22 protein-coding genes and 1 pseudogene are annotated in these 16,065 nt (G+C 72.2%); 14 read left to right on the top strand and 9 right to left on the bottom strand.

The window, feature by feature from the left end:
* Positions 1-4: 4 nt before the first annotated feature.
* The 4 genes from aroQ to G537_RS0101935 form a co-directional block, all read right to left on the bottom strand.
* Positions 5-469, bottom strand: a complete 465-nt coding sequence (gene aroQ, locus G537_RS0101950; protein ID WP_026868690.1) for a type II 3-dehydroquinate dehydratase — start codon at positions 467-469, stop codon at positions 5-7.
* A gap of 86 nt (positions 470-555) precedes the next feature.
* A complete protein-coding gene (locus tag G537_RS0101945) occupies positions 556-1,044 on the bottom strand; it encodes a TPM domain-containing protein (RefSeq protein ID WP_051247668.1) in 489 nt (162 codons plus the stop codon).
* Positions 1,045-1,048: 4 nt separating this feature from the next.
* Complete coding sequence (locus G537_RS0101940) at positions 1,049-1,963, bottom strand: TPM domain-containing protein (protein ID WP_034850347.1); 915 nt, start codon at positions 1,961-1,963, stop codon at positions 1,049-1,051.
* A 17-nt stretch (positions 1,964-1,980) separates the two neighbouring features.
* Positions 1,981-2,601, bottom strand: coding sequence for a LemA family protein (locus G537_RS0101935; protein WP_026868687.1), 621 nt, complete (start codon positions 2,599-2,601; stop codon positions 1,981-1,983).
* A 145-nt stretch (positions 2,602-2,746) separates the two neighbouring features.
* On the opposite strand from G537_RS0101935, the gene G537_RS0101930 reads away from it, so the two are divergent.
* Entirely contained in the window at positions 2,747-2,992 is a 246-nt protein-coding gene (locus G537_RS0101930; RefSeq protein WP_026868686.1) for a hypothetical protein, read from the top strand.
* Positions 2,993-3,000: 8 nt separating this feature from the next.
* On the opposite strand, the gene G537_RS0101925 is transcribed toward G537_RS0101930, so the two are convergent.
* The gene (locus G537_RS0101925; protein WP_026868685.1) at positions 3,001-3,870 is read right to left on the bottom strand and encodes a LysR substrate-binding domain-containing protein; all 870 of its coding nucleotides are present in this window, start codon (positions 3,868-3,870) and stop codon (positions 3,001-3,003) included.
* A gap of 102 nt (positions 3,871-3,972) precedes the next feature.
* On the opposite strand from G537_RS0101925, the gene G537_RS0101920 reads away from it, so the two are divergent.
* From G537_RS0101920 to G537_RS0101895, 6 genes are all read left to right on the top strand, one after another.
* On the top strand, positions 3,973-4,878 hold the full coding sequence (locus G537_RS0101920; protein WP_026868684.1) for a DMT family transporter: 906 nt from the start codon (positions 3,973-3,975) through the stop codon (positions 4,876-4,878).
* A gap of 49 nt (positions 4,879-4,927) precedes the next feature.
* The gene (locus tag G537_RS0101915; protein WP_155888454.1) at positions 4,928-5,266 is read left to right on the top strand and encodes a hypothetical protein; all 339 of its coding nucleotides are present in this window, start codon (positions 4,928-4,930) and stop codon (positions 5,264-5,266) included.
* A gap of 75 nt (positions 5,267-5,341) precedes the next feature.
* Positions 5,342-5,506, top strand: coding sequence for a hypothetical protein (locus tag G537_RS44455; protein ID WP_169516716.1), 165 nt, complete (start codon positions 5,342-5,344; stop codon positions 5,504-5,506).
* A 27-nt stretch (positions 5,507-5,533) separates the two neighbouring features.
* Positions 5,534-6,871: an erythromycin esterase family protein gene (locus tag G537_RS0101905; RefSeq protein ID WP_026868682.1), complete on the top strand. Its 1,338-nt coding sequence runs from the start codon at positions 5,534-5,536 to the stop codon at positions 6,869-6,871.
* A gap of 2 nt (positions 6,872-6,873) precedes the next feature.
* On the top strand, positions 6,874-7,524 hold the full coding sequence (locus tag G537_RS0101900; RefSeq protein ID WP_034850346.1) for a dienelactone hydrolase family protein: 651 nt from the start codon (positions 6,874-6,876) through the stop codon (positions 7,522-7,524).
* The gene (locus G537_RS0101895) at positions 7,521-8,198 is read left to right on the top strand and encodes a phosphoribosyltransferase (protein ID WP_026868680.1); all 678 of its coding nucleotides are present in this window, start codon (positions 7,521-7,523) and stop codon (positions 8,196-8,198) included. Before G537_RS0101900 ends, G537_RS0101895 begins: the two co-directional genes overlap by 4 nt.
* Before the next feature lie 8 nt (positions 8,199-8,206).
* Here the strand turns inward: G537_RS0101895 and G537_RS0101890 are convergent, their stop codons facing one another.
* On the bottom strand, positions 8,207-8,638 hold the full coding sequence (locus tag G537_RS0101890) for a VOC family protein (RefSeq protein ID WP_026868679.1): 432 nt from the start codon (positions 8,636-8,638) through the stop codon (positions 8,207-8,209).
* A gap of 95 nt (positions 8,639-8,733) precedes the next feature.
* Here G537_RS0101890 and gcvA point away from each other — a divergent pair, with 95 nt between their 5' ends.
* Positions 8,734-9,663, top strand: a complete 930-nt coding sequence (gene gcvA, locus G537_RS0101885; protein ID WP_051247666.1) for a transcriptional regulator GcvA — start codon at positions 8,734-8,736, stop codon at positions 9,661-9,663.
* Positions 9,664-9,801: 138 nt separating this feature from the next.
* Here the strand turns inward: gcvA and G537_RS0101880 are convergent, their stop codons facing one another.
* Positions 9,802-11,307 (bottom strand): multicopper oxidase family protein, encoded by a 1,506-nt coding sequence (locus G537_RS0101880; RefSeq protein ID WP_245578872.1) that lies wholly within the window; start codon positions 11,305-11,307, stop codon positions 9,802-9,804.
* A 132-nt stretch (positions 11,308-11,439) separates the two neighbouring features.
* Here G537_RS0101880 and G537_RS35920 point away from each other — a divergent pair, with 132 nt between their 5' ends.
* Positions 11,440-11,712: an I78 family peptidase inhibitor gene (locus G537_RS35920; RefSeq protein WP_051247662.1), complete on the top strand. Its 273-nt coding sequence runs from the start codon at positions 11,440-11,442 to the stop codon at positions 11,710-11,712.
* On the opposite strand, the gene G537_RS0101865 is transcribed toward G537_RS35920, so the two are convergent.
* Entirely contained in the window at positions 11,709-12,338 is a 630-nt protein-coding gene (locus tag G537_RS0101865) for a CGNR zinc finger domain-containing protein (RefSeq protein ID WP_034850344.1), read from the bottom strand. The two genes, G537_RS35920 and G537_RS0101865, sit on opposite strands and share 4 nt — an antisense overlap.
* Positions 12,339-12,411: 73 nt before the next feature.
* On the opposite strand from G537_RS0101865, the gene G537_RS0101860 reads away from it, so the two are divergent.
* From G537_RS0101860 to G537_RS0101845, 4 genes are read left to right on the top strand one after another with little or no spacing between them, the layout of a single operon-like run.
* The gene (locus G537_RS0101860) at positions 12,412-13,005 is read left to right on the top strand and encodes a GNAT family N-acetyltransferase (RefSeq protein ID WP_026868675.1); all 594 of its coding nucleotides are present in this window, start codon (positions 12,412-12,414) and stop codon (positions 13,003-13,005) included.
* On the top strand, positions 13,002-13,316 hold the full coding sequence (locus G537_RS0101855; protein ID WP_026868674.1) for an antibiotic biosynthesis monooxygenase family protein: 315 nt from the start codon (positions 13,002-13,004) through the stop codon (positions 13,314-13,316). Before G537_RS0101860 ends, G537_RS0101855 begins: the two co-directional genes overlap by 4 nt.
* Before the next feature lie 23 nt (positions 13,317-13,339).
* Entirely contained in the window at positions 13,340-13,744 is a 405-nt protein-coding gene (locus G537_RS0101850; RefSeq protein ID WP_026868673.1) for a VOC family protein, read from the top strand.
* Positions 13,745-13,751: 7 nt separating this feature from the next.
* The gene (locus G537_RS0101845) at positions 13,752-14,684 is read left to right on the top strand and encodes a GNAT family protein (protein ID WP_051247660.1); all 933 of its coding nucleotides are present in this window, start codon (positions 13,752-13,754) and stop codon (positions 14,682-14,684) included.
* Here G537_RS0101845 and G537_RS0101840 read toward each other — a convergent pair.
* A complete protein-coding gene (locus tag G537_RS0101840; protein WP_026868671.1) occupies positions 14,662-15,471 on the bottom strand; it encodes a hypothetical protein in 810 nt (269 codons plus the stop codon). The two genes, G537_RS0101845 and G537_RS0101840, sit on opposite strands and share 23 nt — an antisense overlap.
* Before the next feature lie 148 nt (positions 15,472-15,619).
* Here G537_RS0101840 and G537_RS45545 point away from each other — a divergent pair.
* A pseudogene (locus G537_RS45545) lies at positions 15,620-16,018 on the top strand (EamA family transporter); the annotation flags it as partial.
* Positions 16,019-16,065 lie beyond the last annotated feature (47 nt).

Genomic DNA, 16,065 nt, shown 5'->3' with positions numbered 1-16,065 from the left:
GTCTTCACCGGTCGGTTTCGAGGAGCCGCGCCATCGCCTGCAGGGCCAGAAGGTAGCCGTGCACGCCCAACCCGCACACCACCCCGGTCGCCGCCAGCGAGACATAGGAATGGTGCCGGAACGCGTCGCGGCGGAAGATATTGGAAAGATGGACCTCGATCACCGGAAGTTCCGCGGCGTTCAGCGCGTCGAGGATGGCGACCGAGGTGTGGCTGTAGGCGCCGGCATTGACGATGATGCCGTCATGGGCGGTGCGGGCCTCCTGGATCCAGGTGACCAGCTCTCCCTCATGGTTGGATTGCCGGAAGTCGATCTCGAGCTCGAGCTGCTCGGCCTCGTCGGCGCAGGCCTGCTCGATGTCGGCGAGCGTGTCGCGGCCATAGATCTCGGGCTGGCGCACGCCCAGCATGTTGAGATTGGGGCCGTTGAGGATGAGGACCGTCGGCCGGTCCGACTGGATCGCCGTCACGCGTCGCTGCTCCCGGAGTCAATAGCGCCGGGGGTATCATAGGCGATGCGGCTTTCACAAGCGCCGTCGCGAAATCCTGTAACGCTTCACAGGATGACGGGCCCGTCCGGCAGCTCCTCGGCATTGGTTTCGCCGGTCGGCGCCGGCCAGGCCCGCAGCAGCTCGGCCTCGATCGCGGCCAGCGCCTCCAGCACGCCCTCCTCGTACCGCCCGGCCTGGAACCGCTCGCGCAGCACGGCGCAGATCCGCGGCCAGACCGCGTCGTCGATCCGGGCGGTGACGCCGCGGTCGGCGACGATCTCGATCCTGTGGTCGGCCAGCAGCAGGTACAGCAGCACGCCGGTCGCCTGCGCCGTGTCCCAGACCCTGAGGCGGCCGAACACCTCCAGCGCCCGCTCGCGGCTGTCGCGGATGTGCGGCGGGGCGGCGGCCTCGACCGCGACCACGATCTCGCCCAGGTGCCCGCGCTCGCTGCTGCGGATCGCCTCGTGCAGCCGGGCCATCACCGCCGGCCCGAAATGCCGGCGCAGCAGCCGCTGGCCGTGCCATTCGGCGATCGGCCGCAGCCGCCTCAAGGCTCTACCAACTCCCGGATGCACCGCCGCCTCCGCTCGATCCGCCGCCGCCGCTGAAGCCGCCTCCGCCCGAGCCGCCACCGCCGAAGCCGCCTCCATGCGAGCCGCCGCCGAATCCTCCACCGAACCCGCCGGATCCGCGGCGCGAGCTGTAGGTGCCGCCCGGCCCGCCGAAGCTGCCGCCGATCCCGCCCAGGATCACCGCGCCGATGGCGCAGAACGCGCCGAAGAAGATCAGGCCGGACAGCGCCCAGCCCAGGCCGCCGGCGACAAGGGCGCTGCCGCCGACGGGCAGCGGCATCGGCAGCCCGGCGGCGCGGAGAAAGCCGCGGATCACGACGCCGGCGATGATCGCCAGGATGACGATCTGGAAGATGTCCTGCGGGGCCTCGCTCCGGCTCTCCGGCGGGGGCGGCGGCAGCGGCTCGCCGTCGATCAGCCGGATCAGGCTGTCGACCGCGGTGCCCAGGCCGCCCGCATAGTCCCCCTGGCGGAACGCCGGCGCGATCTGCTCGCGGATGATGCGGCCGGCGGTGATGTCCGGGATCGCGCCTTCCAGGCCGTAGCCCGGCTCGATCCGCATGGTGCGGTCGTCCTTGGCGACCAGCAGCAGCACCCCGTCGTCGACGCCCTTGCGGCCCAGCCGCCACTGGTCGAAGACACGCCGGGCATACTGCTCGACCGTGTCGGCGCCGGTGGTCGGCACGATCAGGATCGCGATCTGCGCGCCCTTGCGCCGCTCGACCTCCGCCAGCTTCGTCTCCAGCGCCTGCCGTTCGGCGGCGGACAGGGTGCGGGTCAGGTCGGTGACGCGTTCGCTCAGCTGCGGCACCGCCACTGGCTGCTGCGCCGGCGCCGGGACCACGGCGAGGACCAGCAGCCAGCCCGCCAGGGCCAGCCGGCGCAGCATCGCGGCCATGCTCAGGGCTGTGAGCCTCAAGGCTTCGGGGCCGGCGAGGTCCCGAAATCGACCTTGGGCGCGGTCGAGATCGCCGCCTCGTTCTCGACGCTGAAATTCGGCTTGGCGGAGAAGCCGAGGACGCCGGCGATCAGGTTGCCCGGGAAGCGGCGGACGCTGACGTTGTACTCCTGCACCGCCTGGATCGAGCGGTTGCGCGCCGTGGTGATCCGGTTCTCCGTGCCTTCCAACTGGGTCATCAGGTCCCGGAACAGGGCGTCGGACTTCAGCTGCGGATAGTTCTCGGTGACCACCAGCAGGCGCGACAGGGCGGAGGACAGTTCGCCCTGCGCCGCCTGGAACTTCTGCAGCGCCGCCGGGTCGTTCAGCGTCTCCGGCGTCACCTGGATGCTGCCCACCTTGGCCCGCGCCTCCGTCACCTGCGTCAGCACGTCCCTTTCCTGGCCGGCGTAGCCCTTGACGGATTCGACCAGGTTCGGCACCAGGTCGGCCCGGCGCTGGTACTGGTTCAGCACCTCGGACCAGGCGGCCTTGACGGTCTCGTCGCCGGCCAGGAAGCGATTGTAGGCGCTGCCGCCCCACAGGGCGACCAGCATGACCAGGACGACGACCACGATCAGTCCGGTGAAACGACGCATCCGATCCCCTCGATCAGCGGGGCGAGCCCGCGCGGATTGCAGCATCAACCCGCGGCCGCGACAATCGTGCCTTGCGGCCGCCACGGGACTCGCGTCCCATCAGAGAGACTCCCGAATCGCTTCGCTTCGCAACAGGAAATCGAGAATGGGCAAGCTTTTCAGCGTGCTGATCGGCGTCGTGATCGGCGCCGCCGTCGTGTCTGGCTTCACCTGGTACCGCTACGTCACCAACACCGAGAGTCCCTATGACGAGATCGGGATCGCGCTGAACAGCCACATGCCGGCGACGCTGCGCGACTGGGGCTGCGCCCAGCTCAAGACTCGTTTCGGCAGCGGCCTGCCGCCCCATGGCTGCCAGGCGGCGGACGGCAAGGCCTGGGCGGTGCCCTGACCCGGCATTCACGCTGCGATGGCCTCGGGCCGGCCAATTGCCGTGTGGATCTGCTCCGCCAGCCGCGTCACCGCGGGTGTCCGCGGCCGGGCGCCCCAGGCCAGCCCGATCTCCAGCGCCGGCAGGGGCGGCAGCCCGTCGCGCTGGCCCAGCACCCGCATCCCGGCCGGCAGGCTGCACTCCACCACCACCGCCACGGCCAGCCCGGCGCGGACCACAGCCATCAGGCCGACCAGGCTGGGGCTGGAATAGGCGATGCGAAAGCGCCGCTGCGTGGCCGCCAGCGCCTCCAGCGTCACGCCGCGGGCGACGCAGCCGGGCTCGTAGAGCGCCACCGGCAGCGGGTCCTCCAGATGCGGATCGTGGTCCGGTGACCCGAACCAGACCAGCGGCTCGCGCCGCAGCAGCTCGCCGTCGCGGCCCGGCCCTCGGGTGATGACGGCGAGGTCGATCTCGCCGTTCGCGAGGCGCCCGTCCAGGAAGGTGGTCTGCTCGCAGATCAACTCGACCTCGACCTGGGGATGGCTGGCGGCGAAGCGCGACAGCACCGGCGGCAGCAGCGAATAGGCGTAGTCGTCGGGAATGCCGAACTGGACCCGGCCGCGCAGGTCGGGCTCGACCAGCGCGGCCCAGGCCTCTTCCTCCAGCCGCAGCATGCGTCGGGCGTGGCCGAGCAGGCTCTCGCCGGCCGGAGTCAAGCGCACTTGACGGCTGCTGCGGTCGAACAGCCGCTTGCCGACAGCCTCCTCCAGCCGCCGCACCTGCATGCTGACCGCCGACTGGGTGCGCCCGACCCGCGACGCGGCCAGGCTGAAGCTGCCGCCCTCGGCGATCGCCACCAGGGTGCGCAGCACGTCGAGATCGAGCCGTCTGTCCATGGCTGGATCATAAATCCATGTGATGGTCGGCTTCAAATCTATTCGTTTGAGTGAAGGCCTCTGCAGGTCCAGCCTTTGCGTGCGCAAAGGCTGGAGGCGACGATGGGCATCGAGGCGGCGACGGAGCGGCGGACGGGGATCCTGCAGCTCGCTTTGGGCATGGCGGTGGTCGGCACCGTCGGCGTCTTCATGGAGGAATCGGGGCAGGGGCCGATCAACGCGGTGTTCTTCCGCTGCGTCTTCGGCGCGCTCGCCCTGGCGGCCTTCTGCGCCGCCCGCGGCTGGCTGGGCGACCTGCGGCTGTCGTCGCGGCAATGGGGCCTGATCCTGTTCGGCGGCGTCTGCATCGTACTGAACTGGGTCGCGTTCTTCGCCGCGATCCGCCACACCTCGATCGCCTTCGCCACCATCGTCTACCACGTCCAGCCCTTCTGGGTGGTGCTGGCGGGCGCCGTGCTGTTCGGCGAGCGGCTGAGCGGCCAGAAGCTGGGCTGGATCGGCATCGCCTTCGCCGGGCTGGCGCTGGCCACCGGCATCGGCGGCGAGGGGGCGGAGCCGGGGCGGCTGCTCGGCGCTGGCCTCGCCGTGCTCGCTTCGCTGCTCTACACCGGCACGGTGCTGTCGACCAAGGCGCTGCGCGGGGTGCGGCCGCACCTGACCGCGATGATCCACGCCGCCACCGGCATCCTGCTGCTGGCGCCCTTCGTCGGCGTCTCCGAGATGCCGGCGACGCCCGGCCCCTGGGGCTGGCTGGTCGGGCTCGGCGCCGTCCACACCGGCCTGGTCTATGTGCTGATGTACGCCGCCTATCCGAAGCTGCCGACGCCGGTGATCGCCGTGCTCGCCTTCGTCTACCCGGCCTCCGCCATCCTCAGCGACTGGCTGGTCTACGGCCACCGCCTGGGGCCGGAGCAGGCGGCCGGCATGGGGCTGATCGCGCTGGCCAGCCTGGCGGTGACGCTCGGCTGGCGGCTGTGGCCGGCCCGGCGGCCGGCGGCGGTCGGCTAGCCGCACGCGCAGGCTTGACGTTGGGACGAGATTCGTTCATGGTTTGTTCATGACCCGAGCCAAGCCGCCCGCCGCAGCCCCGACCATAGCCTCCGATCCGGAGCTGGTCCGGCTCGAACGACGCATGCAGGCGCTGGACGAGCTGGCGGAGAGGTGTTTGGCGGAGGCCAAGGCCCTGTCGAAGGAGCCCGACAAGCTGATGGAGACCTTCGACCGCTTCACGCAGCTCTCCGACGAGGTGCTCCGGGCCATCGCCCAGTCTCACAGGCTGCGCCAGCAGTACCGGCGCCGGCGCGAGAAGCTGGAGGCGGAGCGGGCTCGGCGCATCGCCGCCGCCCGCTCCCAGTTCCTGGCCGCCGGCTCGCCGTCCGAAGGCTCCCGCCACTAGGCCGTCTCCCCGGGTCTCGGCCGTCGGAACTTCCTCCGCCGCCTCCTGTTGCCCAGGAGAGCGAGCGAGGAGCGCATGCCGGAGCCGGACATCCGCAGGCGGGAGCCGCCGCCCTATCCGGCGGAGAAGGCACGCCAGGGCGAGATCATCCTGCGCAGCCTGACCCGGCGCCTGATCTTCCTCGGCGGCCTGGTCGCCCTCGCTCTCATCATCCTGCTGGTCCGGTTCTGGCCCCTGTAGCGGGCCGGCGGACGAACGGAGACAGCGATGGCCGATCCGAGAGTGTCCGAACGGGCCCGGGTGGAGGCCCAGGCCGATATCGTCGGCGAGCTGAGCCTGTACGGCGAGCCGCTGCCGCCGCCGGAGGACGCGGCGGCGTTCGGCGCCCTGTTCAGCCGCTTCGCGGACGCGCGTGTGGTGCTGCTCGGCGAGGCGACGCACGGCACATCCGAGTTCTACCAGGCCCGGGCCGCGATCACGCGCAGGCTGATCGCCGAGCACGGCTTCACCATCGTCGCGGTCGAGGCGGACTGGCCGGATGCCGCCCGCATCGACCGCTATGTCCGGCACCGGGAGGAGGAGCCGTCGCGGGAGCAAGCCTTCGCCCGCTTCCCGACCTGGATGTGGCGCAACGCCGAGGTGCTGGCCTTCGTCGAATGGCTGCGCGCCCACAATGAGGGGCAGCCGCCCGAGCGCCGCGCCGCCTTCCGCGGCCTCGACGTCTACAGTCTGGGCGCGTCGATCGACGCCGTCCTGCGCTATCTCGACCGGGTCGATCCGGAAGCCGCGGCCGAGGCCCGGCGGCGCTACGCCTGCCTGACGCCCTGGCAGGGCGAGCCGGCGCGCTACGGCCGGGCGGTGCTGTCGGGCCGGCAGGAGCCTTGCGAGGACGAGGCGGTGGCCCAGCTCGGCGCGCTGCTCGACCGGCGCCTCGCGGCGCTCGACGGCGAGGCCCATTTCGACGCGGCGCAGAACGCGCGGATCGTGCGCGCGGCCGAGCAGTACTACCGGCTGATGTATCGCGGCTCGACCGAATCCTGGAATCTGCGCGACCGCCACATGTTCGAGACGCTGCAGGCGCTGCTCGCCGCGGGCGGGGAGGGCGCCAAGGCCGTGGCCTGGGCGCACAACTCGCATATCGGCAACGCCGCGGCCACGGCGATGGGCTGGCAGGGCGAGTTCAACATCGGCGAGCTCTGCCGCACCGCCCATGGCGACGAGGCGGTGCTGATCGGCTTCGGCACCGATCGCGGCACGGTGGCGGCGGCGTCCGACTGGGACTCGCCGATGGAGATCAAGACCGTCCGTCCGGCCCGGCCGGACAGCTGGGAGCACGCCTTCCGCCGCTCCGGCCTCTCCCGGTCGCTGACCGACTGGCGCGGCTTCGACCGCCCGGCTCTGACGGCCGCACTGTCCGACGCCCTGCTGGAACGCGCGATCGGCGTCGTCTACCGGCCGGACACGGAGCTGCTGAGCCACTACTTCCAGGCGGTGCTGGCCGAACAGTTCGACGCCTATGTCTGGTTCGAGCAGACCCGGGTCGTGACTCCCCTGGGCTCGGCCCGGCCACAGGGCGTTCCCGACACCTATCCCTTCGGGCTCTGACCATGACGCGCGACATCACCCATCCCGTCGAGATCGGCCCCCGGCGTCTGCAGGGGCTGCTCGGCATGCCGAAGAACCGGTCCGAGGGCCTGATCATCTTCGCCCATGGCAGCGGCAGCGGCCGGCACAGCCCGCGCAACAACCATGTCGCGGCCGGGCTGCGCTCCGCCGGCCTCGCTACGCTGCTGCTCGACCTGCTGACCCCGGAGGAGGAGCGGGACCGCGCCAATGTCTTCGACATCCCGCTGCTGGCGGAACGGCTCGACCTCGCCACCGACTGGGCGGCGCGGGCGGCCGAGACCTCGGCGCTGCATGTCGGCTATTTCGGCGCCAGCACCGGGGCCGCCGCGGCGCTGGTGGCGGCGGCCAAGGGCGCGGCCCGGATCCATGCCGTGGTGTCGCGCGGCGGCCGGCCGGATCTGGCGGGCGAGGCGCTCGACCGCGTCCGGGCGCCGACCCTGCTGCTGGTCGGCAGCCTCGACGAGCAGGTGCTCGACCTCAACCGCGAGGCCTATGAACGGCTGCCGGGGGAGAAGGAACTGGTCGTGGTGCCGGGCGCGGGCCATCTGTTCGAGGAGCCGGGCACGCTCGACCAGGTGGTGCGGCAGGCCGCGCTGTGGTTCGGCCGCTATCTGACGGGAGGCGACCGATGATCATGTCGGCAATGCGGTTCCGGGACAGGACGGAGGCCGGGCGGCGGCTCGCCGAGGCGCTGGCCCGGTATCGCGACGCCCGCCCGATCGTCCTGGCGCTGCCGCGCGGCGGCGTGCCGGTGGCGTTCGAGGTGGCGCGGGCGCTGGCGGCGCCGCTCGACGTCCTTCTCGTGCGCAAGATCGGCGCGCCGGGCTATCCCGAGCTTGGGATCGGCGCGGTGATCGACGGCAAGGATCCGCGGGTGGTGCTGAACGATTCGGTGATGCGCGAAGTCGCGCCCGCCCCCGGCTATGTCGAGGCGGAGACCGAGCGTCAGCTGGTCGAGATCGAACGCCGCCGGCGCCTCTACCGCGGCGGCCGTCCCTCACCGTCCGTCGCCGGCCGCACCGTGATCCTGGTCGATGACGGCATCGCCACCGGCGGCACCGTGACCGCGGCCCTGCAGGGGCTGGCGGCGGCGCAGCCGGCCCGGCTGGTGCTCGCGGTGCCGGTGGCGCCGCCGGACGTGCTGCAGACGCTGTCCCAGCTGGCGGACGACGTGGTCTGCCTCTCCGCGCCGCATTTCTTCGGCGCGGTCGGCCGATTCTATGAGGATTTCAGCCAGACGACCGACGAGGAGGTGATCCGGCTGCTGGCCGAGGCCGCGGCCCCGCCGGCTGCTCCCGCAGCCTGACCGCCGCGTTATTTCGCGAAAAGCTGGCCCATATCCGCAAACGCCTTGAATTCCAGCGCGTTGCCGGACGGGTCGAGGAAGAACATCGTCGCCTGCTCGCCCGCCTGTCCCTTGAAGCGGACATAGGGCTCGATCACGAAGCGCACGCCCGCCGCCCTCAGGCGCTCGGCCAGGGCCTCCCAATCCGCCATCTCCAGCACCACGCCGAAATGCGGCACCGGCACGTCGTGGCCGTCGACCGGGTTGTGGTGCAGGGCCTCCCCATCGCCTTCGGGGGCCGGCTTCAGATGGGCCACGATCTGGTGTCCGTAGAGGTCGAAGTCGATCCAGCTGTCGGAGCTGCGGCCCTCGGGACAGCCGAGAACGGTGCCGTAGAAATGGCGGGCGGCGGCCAGGTCGCGCACCGGGAAGGCGATATGGAACGGCATCACCATTCTCATGGATCCTTGCTGAAGGTCGTCGGGCGCCCCTTGCGCCGGGGCAGGAATTAAGCGGAGAGTCCGCAGTCCGACAATCGAGAAAGGATCCCGGATCGATGAGCTGGGCTCATGGATATCGCCGGCCGGCGGCGGACCGGCTGCCGTCGCTGAGCGGGATCCGCAGCTTCGCCGCGGCGGGACGGCACCTGAACCTGACCGCGGCGGCGGAGGAGCTGGGGGTGACCCAGGGTGCGGTCAGCCGCGCGGTGCAGGCGCTGGAGGCGGAGCTCGGCATGCCGCTGTTCCGGCGGGCCGGCCGCGGCATCGAGCTGACGCCTGCCGGCGCCGCCTATCACGCCCGGGTCACGGATGCGCTGGCGCAGATCGCCGCCGCCACCCGCGCCCTGCGGCGGCCGGAGCGCGAGGGCATCCTGTCGCTCAGCGTGCTGCCGACCTTCGCCCTGCGCTGGCTGGTGCCGCGCCTGCCGCGCTTCCACGTACGCCACCCGGACATCCAGGTCGACCTGTCGGCGTCGGAGGAGACCGTCGATTTCGGCGCGGACCCGATCGACCTGGCGCTGCGCAACGGCACCGGCAGCTGGCCGGGGGCGGAGGCGACGCTGCTGATGAACGAGACGGTCGGCGTGTTCTGCGCGCCCGAGCTGCTGCGCCGGCGCGGCGCGATCGCCGGGCCGGCCGATCTGCGCGACCACCGCCTGCTGGTGCACACCACCCGGCCTGCCGCCTGGGCCGAGTATTTCGCCTCGCTCGGCCTGGCGCCGCCCGATGTCTCGGGCTCCCCCGGCTTCGAGCATTTCTTCATGCTGGCCGAGGCCGCGGCGGCCGGCATGGGGCTGGCGCTGCTGCCGCTGTTCCTGACGCGCGGCGACGTGGCCGCGGGCCGCCTGGTGCAGCCGCTCGACCACACCATGCGGCCGGCGACCGCCTATTACCTGCTGCACGCGCCGGGGCAGGGCTCGATCCGCAAGATCCGCCTGTTCCGCGACTGGCTCATCGCCGAGGTGGCGGAGGCCGAGGCGATCTAGAGGACTCCACGACCGCTCCGCCTCTGAACCGTCATGGCGAGCCCCGAAGGGGCGTGGCCATCCAGGAATCGAGCCGTTGGATCGCCGCGGCTCCCGGCTCGAGGTCGGGGTCCTCGCGATGACGGCGTATGGATGGGTTTAGCCGATCCCCTCGTACTCCACTGTCGTCATCATGCCGCCCTCCATGTGATAGAGGTGGTGGCAGTGGAAGACCCAGCGGCCGGGATTGTCGGCGTCGAAGGCGATGGTGACGGCCTTCCCCGGCGGCACCAGCACCGTGTCGCGCAGGGCTCCGGGCAGCGGCGCGCCGTCGATCGCCACCACCTGGAAGTGGTGGCCGTGCAGATGCATCGGATGCGCCATCATCGACGGGTTGGTCATGACGATCTCCACCCGCTCGCCCCGCCGCACCGGCAGCGGCGTGTCCTGGCCGTGCACCTTGCCGTTCAGGGTCCAGACATAGCTCGCCATGTCGCCGCCCAGCACCAGCGGGATCGACCGGTCGGCCGGCCGCGCCGGCAGGGGCTGCGTCGCCCGCAGCCGCGACTCCAGCGCGAGGTCGAGCGGCGGCGTCCTCTCCTCGCCCAGATCGGCGATGCGCGTCACCGCGGCGCCGGGGGCGGCCAGCACCAGGCCGGTGCGCTGCCGGTCGCCCTCGCGCAGCGCCAGCACCGGCAGGGCCTGGCCGGCGGGGACGGTCAGGCGGATGTCGAGGCGCTGGGCGATTGCGATCGGGAAGCGCCGGCCGGTGACCGGCGCGACCGGCTGGCCGTCCACCGCCACCAGCGTGCCCTCCACGGGGCCGAGGTCGATGTGGAAGTTGGTGGCCGCGGCGCCGTTGATGATGCGCAGCCGCACCCGGCCGCCGCGCTCCACCCGCACCACCTCCGGGTCGCCCAGGGTGCGGTCATTGGCCAGATAGGCGTCGTATTCGACATCGTTCAGGTCCATGGCCATGCCGCCCGGCATGCCGTGCTGCATCCCCGGCATGGGCTGGGCCGCGCCCATGCCGTGGCCGCTGTGGTCCATCCCGGCCATGCCCTGATTCGTCCCGGCCATGCTGCCGTGGCCGCCATGGCCGCCGTGATCCATCCCCGCCATGCCGTGGCCCTGGCCGCCGCGCAGCCCGGCCATGATCTCGGCCGGGTCGCGGAAGGTGAAGTCGTGCAGCATCAGCACCACCTGCTGCTCGTCCAGCCCGGCCTCGGCCGGGTCGGCGATGATCAGCGGCGCCGCCAGCAGCAGCTGCTCCTGCAGCCCGAGATGGGAATGCATCCAGTAGGTGCCCGGGCGGGTCAGCGGGAAATCGTAGTCGATGCCGGCGCCCGGCGGCAGCGGGTCCTGGGTCACGCCCGGCACGCCGTCCTGGCGCCAGGGCGGCGTCAGCCCGTGCCAATGCACCAGCGACGGCTCGGACAGCGCGTTGGCCAGCCGCACCCGGAAGGCGTCGCCGGCGGTGGCGTGCAGGCCATGGGCGCCATCCGGCTGCAGAATGCCGAACACCGTGGCCGATCGCCCCGCCACCTCCAGGCTGCGGGTGCCGATGGTCAGCTCGGTGGGCGCGGCGGCGCGGGCGAGGCGGGGCAGGGCGCCGGCCAGCACGGCAGTGGCGGCACCGGACAGGAAGCGGCGGCGGGAGATCACGATCTGAACCTCATCAGGGCGGCGTCATACACCGAGTCTGAAGCTTCCTCCTGCTGGAACGTAAAGCGCGTCACGACGTCGCCTTTTTTCCGCGCCATCACCGGCCGATCGGATCAGGAATGCGAGGCAGCAATGAGCACCGAATCCTCCCGCCGTCATCTTCTCGGCCTCGCCGTGGCCGGTGCAGCCGGCGGCCTCGCCGCCGCCTGCGCCCGCAGCCAGGCGGCCGCGCCGGCCGGCACCGAGCCGCAGCCGGCTGTGTCCGAGGCCGAGCTCGCCAAGCTGAAGGGCCTGATGCTGCGGGTCGTCCGGCCGGGCGAGGCGGTGACGATGGACTACCGCGCCGACCGCCTGACCGTGGAGGTCGACGGCCAGGGCAAGATCCTGCGCGCCTCGATCGGCTAGCTCGCGGCCGGGCTGCGGGTCCGCTCGTAGTGCCGGCGCGCCTTGTGCCGGTTGCCGCAATCGGCCATCGAGCACCAGCGCCGGCTGCGGTTGCGCGAGGTGTCGAGGAACACCCAGGCGCAGTCGGGGTCGGAGCAACTGCCGACCCGTTCGGCGCGGCCGGAGACCAGCAGCTCGGCCGCGTCCCAGACCACCGGCCACAGCGGCTGCTCCAGCGGGTCGGTCTCGCTCATGGTCCAGGCGAAGCCGGTCCTGGCCGGCACCAGGCCGGTCCGGGTCGGGGCCCGGGCCAGCAGGGCGTTCAGCACCGCGAGATCGTCGCCTGAGGCGCTGTCCGGCGCGGTCAGGATCCGGCCCAGCGCCGCGCGCAGGCGCAGCGCCGTGGCCAGCACCGCGGCCGCGGCCTCCGGGCGCTGCTCCGCCTCCTGCACCAGCCGCCTGACCCCGGCGCGGTCCAGGATGCCGAGATGACCGGCCCACAGGGCCAGCTCGCCATAACCGGTCAGCCGCTCGCCGCGCTGCGGGACGTCGCCGCGCCACATCTCGGTGTTGACGAAGTCGAGGCTGAGCGAGCCGCCGATCCGCTTCGGCGGCCGCAGCGCGTAGGAGGGGGCCTGGGTCTGCATCGCCTGATATCCTATCGGTTGACTCCCCCGGGGCAAGCCCGGCATCGTCCGCCAACCGGTACGGGGGTTAGGGATGGCCGATCGCGACGCGACGCTCGAATGCCGGCCGGTGACGCCGCAGCGGCTCGGCGATGTCGAGGCGGTGTTCGCCGAATGCGCCGATGCCGATCGCTGCTGGTGCGCCTTCTGGCGCCGTGAGCGCCGGGATTTCAGGGCCGGGACGCGGGACGGCAGCAACCGCGCCCTGTTCCGTGATCTGGTGGAGGCCGGCGAGACGCTGGGGCTGGTCGGCTACCGCGACGGCCGTCCGGTCGCCTGGTGCGGCGTCGCCCCGCGCGCGGCGCAGCCGCGGCTGGCCCGCTCGCGCAACCTGGCGCCGGTCGACGGCCTGCCGGTCTGGTCGATCACCTGCTTCGTCACCGCCAAGTCGCATCGCCGCACCGGCCTCCTGCGCCCGCTGGTCGCGGCGGCGGCGCGGCTGGCGCGGTCGCGCGGCGCCCCGGCGCTCGAGGCCTATCCGATCGATGCCGGCCGACGGCTGGGGTCGGGCGAGATCTACACCGGCGTGCTGCAGCCCTTCCTCGACCTCGGCTTCCGCGAGGTGGCGCGGCGCAGCCCAACCCGGCCGATCGTCCGCCTCGACCTGACAAAGGAGGAACGGAGATGATCGCCAGGATGTGGCGCGGCCCGGTGCCGAAGACGAAGAAGGACGCCTATGTCGCCTATCTGCGGGAGACCGGCCTCGGCGACTACGCGAAGACGCCGGGCAACCGCGGCGTCTGGCTGCTGTGCCAGGACAAGGGCGAGGAGGTGGAGTTCCTGACCCTGACGATGTGGGACTCGGTCGAGTCGATCAAGGCCTTCGCCGGCGAGGAGTATGAAAAGGCCCGCTACTACCCGCGCGACCGCGACTTCCTCACCCGCTTCGACCCGGAGGTCGAGCATTTCGAGGTGATCGAGGCCGCCGAGCCGCGTTAGGGCCGATACCGAGGGAGGAGACGATGCAGTTCCATCAGGGCCGGCTGATCGACCATGTCCATCTGGTGGTGCGCGATCTCGAAGCCAGCAAGCGCTTCTACGCCGCCGCGCTGGCCGCGGTCGGCCGCGGCCTCACCCATGAGGGGCCGGATTTCTTCGCCTCGGACGAGCTGTACGTCAGCCAGGGCGACGCCGTCAGCCATGTCCATCTGGCGTTCCAGGCGGCGGACCGCGAGACCGTCCACCGCTTCCACGCCGCGGCGCTCAAGGCCGGCGGCCGCGACAATGGCGGGCCGGGCGAGCGGCACTACCATCCGGGCTATTACGGCGCCTTCGCGCTCGACCCCGACGGCAACAACATCGAGGCGGTGTATCACGGCCCGGCGGCGCGCTCGGCGGAATCCGTGGTGATCACGGCCGGAGGCTGATCCCGACGTGATCTCCGACATCCGTCTGCGCCCGATCGCGGAGGACGAGCTCGCCGTCTTCGCCGCCACCGCCACCGACCCGGCCCATGCCGACGCCGTGCGGCGCTATGTCGACGACCTGCTGGGCAAGGGCGCGATGCGCCGGGACTGGTGTTTCCTGGCCGAGCGGGACGGGCAGGCTGTCGGCCACATCGCCTTCTGGACCCTGCCGGGCGCGGCGGCACCCAGCGACATCGTCCTGTTCGACCTGCCCTGGACGGCGCCGGAGGCCGAGGCGATCGGCGCCGCGGTGCTGCGGCAGGCGGCGGACCGGGCTCGGTCGCTCGGCGCCGGCGCGCTGGGCCATGTCCTCGACACGCCGCTTCAGGCGCCGCAATGGCAGGCGGAGCCGGAGCGGCGCCGGGCGCTGCTGACAAGCAACGGCTTCGGGATCCGGCGCGAGACCGTCCGGTTCGAGCTCGATCCCGGCACGCCCGTCCCGCCGGCGGCCGATGGCCTCGTCTTCCGGTCGATGGCGGAGGTTGGGCAGGCGGCGTTCCGCGCCGCGACCGACCTTGTGACGGAAGGGACGCTCGACCGCCGCATCGGCGACGAGGACATCTTCGCCGACGTGCAGGGGCTGGAGCACGAGCCGGGCTGGTGGGAGCTGGCCTATGACCGCGACGGCGCCCTGGTCGGGCTGGTGATGCCGGCGCTGGCGCCCAGCATGGCGACGATCGGCTATGTCGGCGTGGCGCCGGAGAGGCGAGGGCGGGGCCATATCGACGCGCTGCTGGCGCGCGGAACGGCGACGCTGGCCCGCTTCGGCCGCTGGCCGGTCAGGGCCGACACCGACACCCGCAACATCCCGATGGCCAACGCCTTCCGCCGCGCCGGCTGGCGTGAATTCGCGATCCGTACGGAGTTCGAGCGGCCGCTCAGTCCTGCGGCTGGGGAATGAGCGGCCGTCGGCGCATGCGCAGCGCCAGCATGCCGGCGTTCCACAGCACGCAGGCGGCCAGGCCCAGGCCCAGCGCCGCGGCGGAGCCGAGCGGCGGGGCGGCGATGTGGACCAGGGCCAGCGCCGGGATGTAGCCGGCCATGCCGATCAGGGCATTGGCGAAGACGGCGGCCGTCGCCGTGCCGCCGATGCGCGGATGCAGCAGCATGGCGAGGCTGCCGGTGACCACCGGGAACAGGGCGGCGAAGCCCGCGGCGGTCGGCCCGAGGACCCGGCCGATCAGCAGCACCGCGGCGATCAGGCTCATCACCGCGGCGGCCCGCACCGGGATGTCCCAGCGCCGGGCGGCCGCCCGGACCGGCGGCGCCGCCGCCAGGCGCCGCAGCGCCAGCGTCAGGCAGGCGGCGAAGACGACGAGGTTCAGGGCCACGGCGCCGGGAAGCATCCAGCCGACCCGGCCGATCGCGGCTGCCGCCGCGGCCCAGCCCAGCAGCCCGACCGTGAGGCTGATCGCGAGGCCGCGCGACCGGGCCAGCAGCGAATAGAGGGTCAGGAACACGGCGGTCGCGGCGTTGACCGCCAGGCTGGCCAGGGCGCTGCCCGAAACGAACGCCGCATCGTGTTCCATCGCCAGGAAGACATAGGCCGTACCGGCAGAGATCGGCAGCGTCGCGATCATCGCCCCGAGCAGCGGCCCGCTGCGCTCGACCAGCAGCGAGGCGGTGACCACGATCCCGGCGGTCAGCGCCAGCTTGGCGGCGAACAGGAGCCAGAACGGGTCGATCACGGCATGTCTCCGGGCGGCGGACCTCATTCCTTGCTAGACGATCCGGCGCCGCCCGTGCTCCGATGCTTTCTCGGGCCAGTCCTGCGCGACACGGATTCGATCGCAAGATCCGGATGGCAGCTGGCCGCCGCTCCGGCGAGAACAGGGCATGGCCTCCACCTCTCCGCACCTTCGTCCAGCGGCGCCGCCGCCCATGGGCTTCGCCGACTGGCTGCTGCTGGTCGCCCTGTCGCTCGTCTGGGGCGGGTCGTTCTTCTTCGCCAAGGTGGCGGTGGCCGAACTGCCGCCGCTGAGCATCGTCCTCGCCCGGGTCGGGCTGGCGGCCGTCGCGCTGCTGCTGGTGCTGCGGCTGATCGGCCAGGCGATGCCGCGGGACCGGCGGGTCCGGGCCGCCTTCTTCGGCATGGGGCTGCTCAACAACCTGATCCCGTTCAGCCTGATCTTCTGGGGCCAGATCCGGATCGGCAGCGGGCTCGCCGCCATCCTCAACGCCACCACGCCGCTGTTCACCGTGCTGGTGGCCCATGTCCTGACCGCGGACGAGAAGCTGACGCCGAAGCGTCTGGCCGGGGTGCTGCTCGGCCTCGCCGGGGT

Source organism: Inquilinus limosus DSM 16000, from assembly GCF_000423185.1.
Taxonomy (GTDB): domain Bacteria; phylum Pseudomonadota; class Alphaproteobacteria; order DSM-16000; family Inquilinaceae; genus Inquilinus; species Inquilinus limosus.
Note: the sequence above shows the minus strand (reverse complement) of the source record. Positions and strands in the feature narration are given on the sequence as shown.

Excerpts from the sequence above, each read along its gene's own strand:
- G537_RS0101855 (WP_026868674.1), top strand. The coding sequence starts at position 13,002 with ATGATCGCCAGGATGTGGCGCGGCCCGGTGCCGAAGACGAAGAAGGAC.
- G537_RS0101850 (WP_026868673.1), top strand. The coding sequence starts at position 13,340 with ATGCAGTTCCATCAGGGCCGGCTGATCGACCATGTCCATCTGGTGGTG.
- G537_RS0101900 (WP_034850346.1), top strand. The coding sequence starts at position 6,874 with ATGACGCGCGACATCACCCATCCCGTCGAGATCGGCCCCCGGCGTCTG.
- G537_RS0101860 (WP_026868675.1), top strand. The coding sequence starts at position 12,412 with ATGGCCGATCGCGACGCGACGCTCGAATGCCGGCCGGTGACGCCGCAG.
- gcvA (WP_051247666.1), top strand. The coding sequence starts at position 8,734 with ATGAGCTGGGCTCATGGATATCGCCGGCCGGCGGCGGACCGGCTGCCG.
- G537_RS0101865 (WP_034850344.1), bottom strand. The coding sequence starts at position 12,338 with ATGCAGACCCAGGCCCCCTCCTACGCGCTGCGGCCGCCGAAGCGGATC.
- G537_RS0101905 (WP_026868682.1), top strand. The coding sequence starts at position 5,534 with ATGGCCGATCCGAGAGTGTCCGAACGGGCCCGGGTGGAGGCCCAGGCC.
- G537_RS44455 (WP_169516716.1), top strand. The coding sequence starts at position 5,342 with ATGCCGGAGCCGGACATCCGCAGGCGGGAGCCGCCGCCCTATCCGGCG.
- G537_RS0101890 (WP_026868679.1), bottom strand. The coding sequence starts at position 8,638 with ATGAGAATGGTGATGCCGTTCCATATCGCCTTCCCGGTGCGCGACCTG.
- G537_RS0101915 (WP_155888454.1), top strand. The coding sequence starts at position 4,928 with ATGACCCGAGCCAAGCCGCCCGCCGCAGCCCCGACCATAGCCTCCGAT.
- G537_RS0101930 (WP_026868686.1), top strand. The coding sequence starts at position 2,747 with ATGGGCAAGCTTTTCAGCGTGCTGATCGGCGTCGTGATCGGCGCCGCC.
- G537_RS0101935 (WP_026868687.1), bottom strand. The coding sequence starts at position 2,601 with ATGCGTCGTTTCACCGGACTGATCGTGGTCGTCGTCCTGGTCATGCTG.
- G537_RS35920 (WP_051247662.1), top strand. The coding sequence starts at position 11,440 with ATGAGCACCGAATCCTCCCGCCGTCATCTTCTCGGCCTCGCCGTGGCC.
- G537_RS0101940 (WP_034850347.1), bottom strand. The coding sequence starts at position 1,963 with ATGGCCGCGATGCTGCGCCGGCTGGCCCTGGCGGGCTGGCTGCTGGTC.
- G537_RS0101895 (WP_026868680.1), top strand. The coding sequence starts at position 7,521 with ATGATCATGTCGGCAATGCGGTTCCGGGACAGGACGGAGGCCGGGCGG.
- G537_RS0101925 (WP_026868685.1), bottom strand. The coding sequence starts at position 3,870 with ATGGACAGACGGCTCGATCTCGACGTGCTGCGCACCCTGGTGGCGATC.
- G537_RS0101920 (WP_026868684.1), top strand. The coding sequence starts at position 3,973 with ATGGGCATCGAGGCGGCGACGGAGCGGCGGACGGGGATCCTGCAGCTC.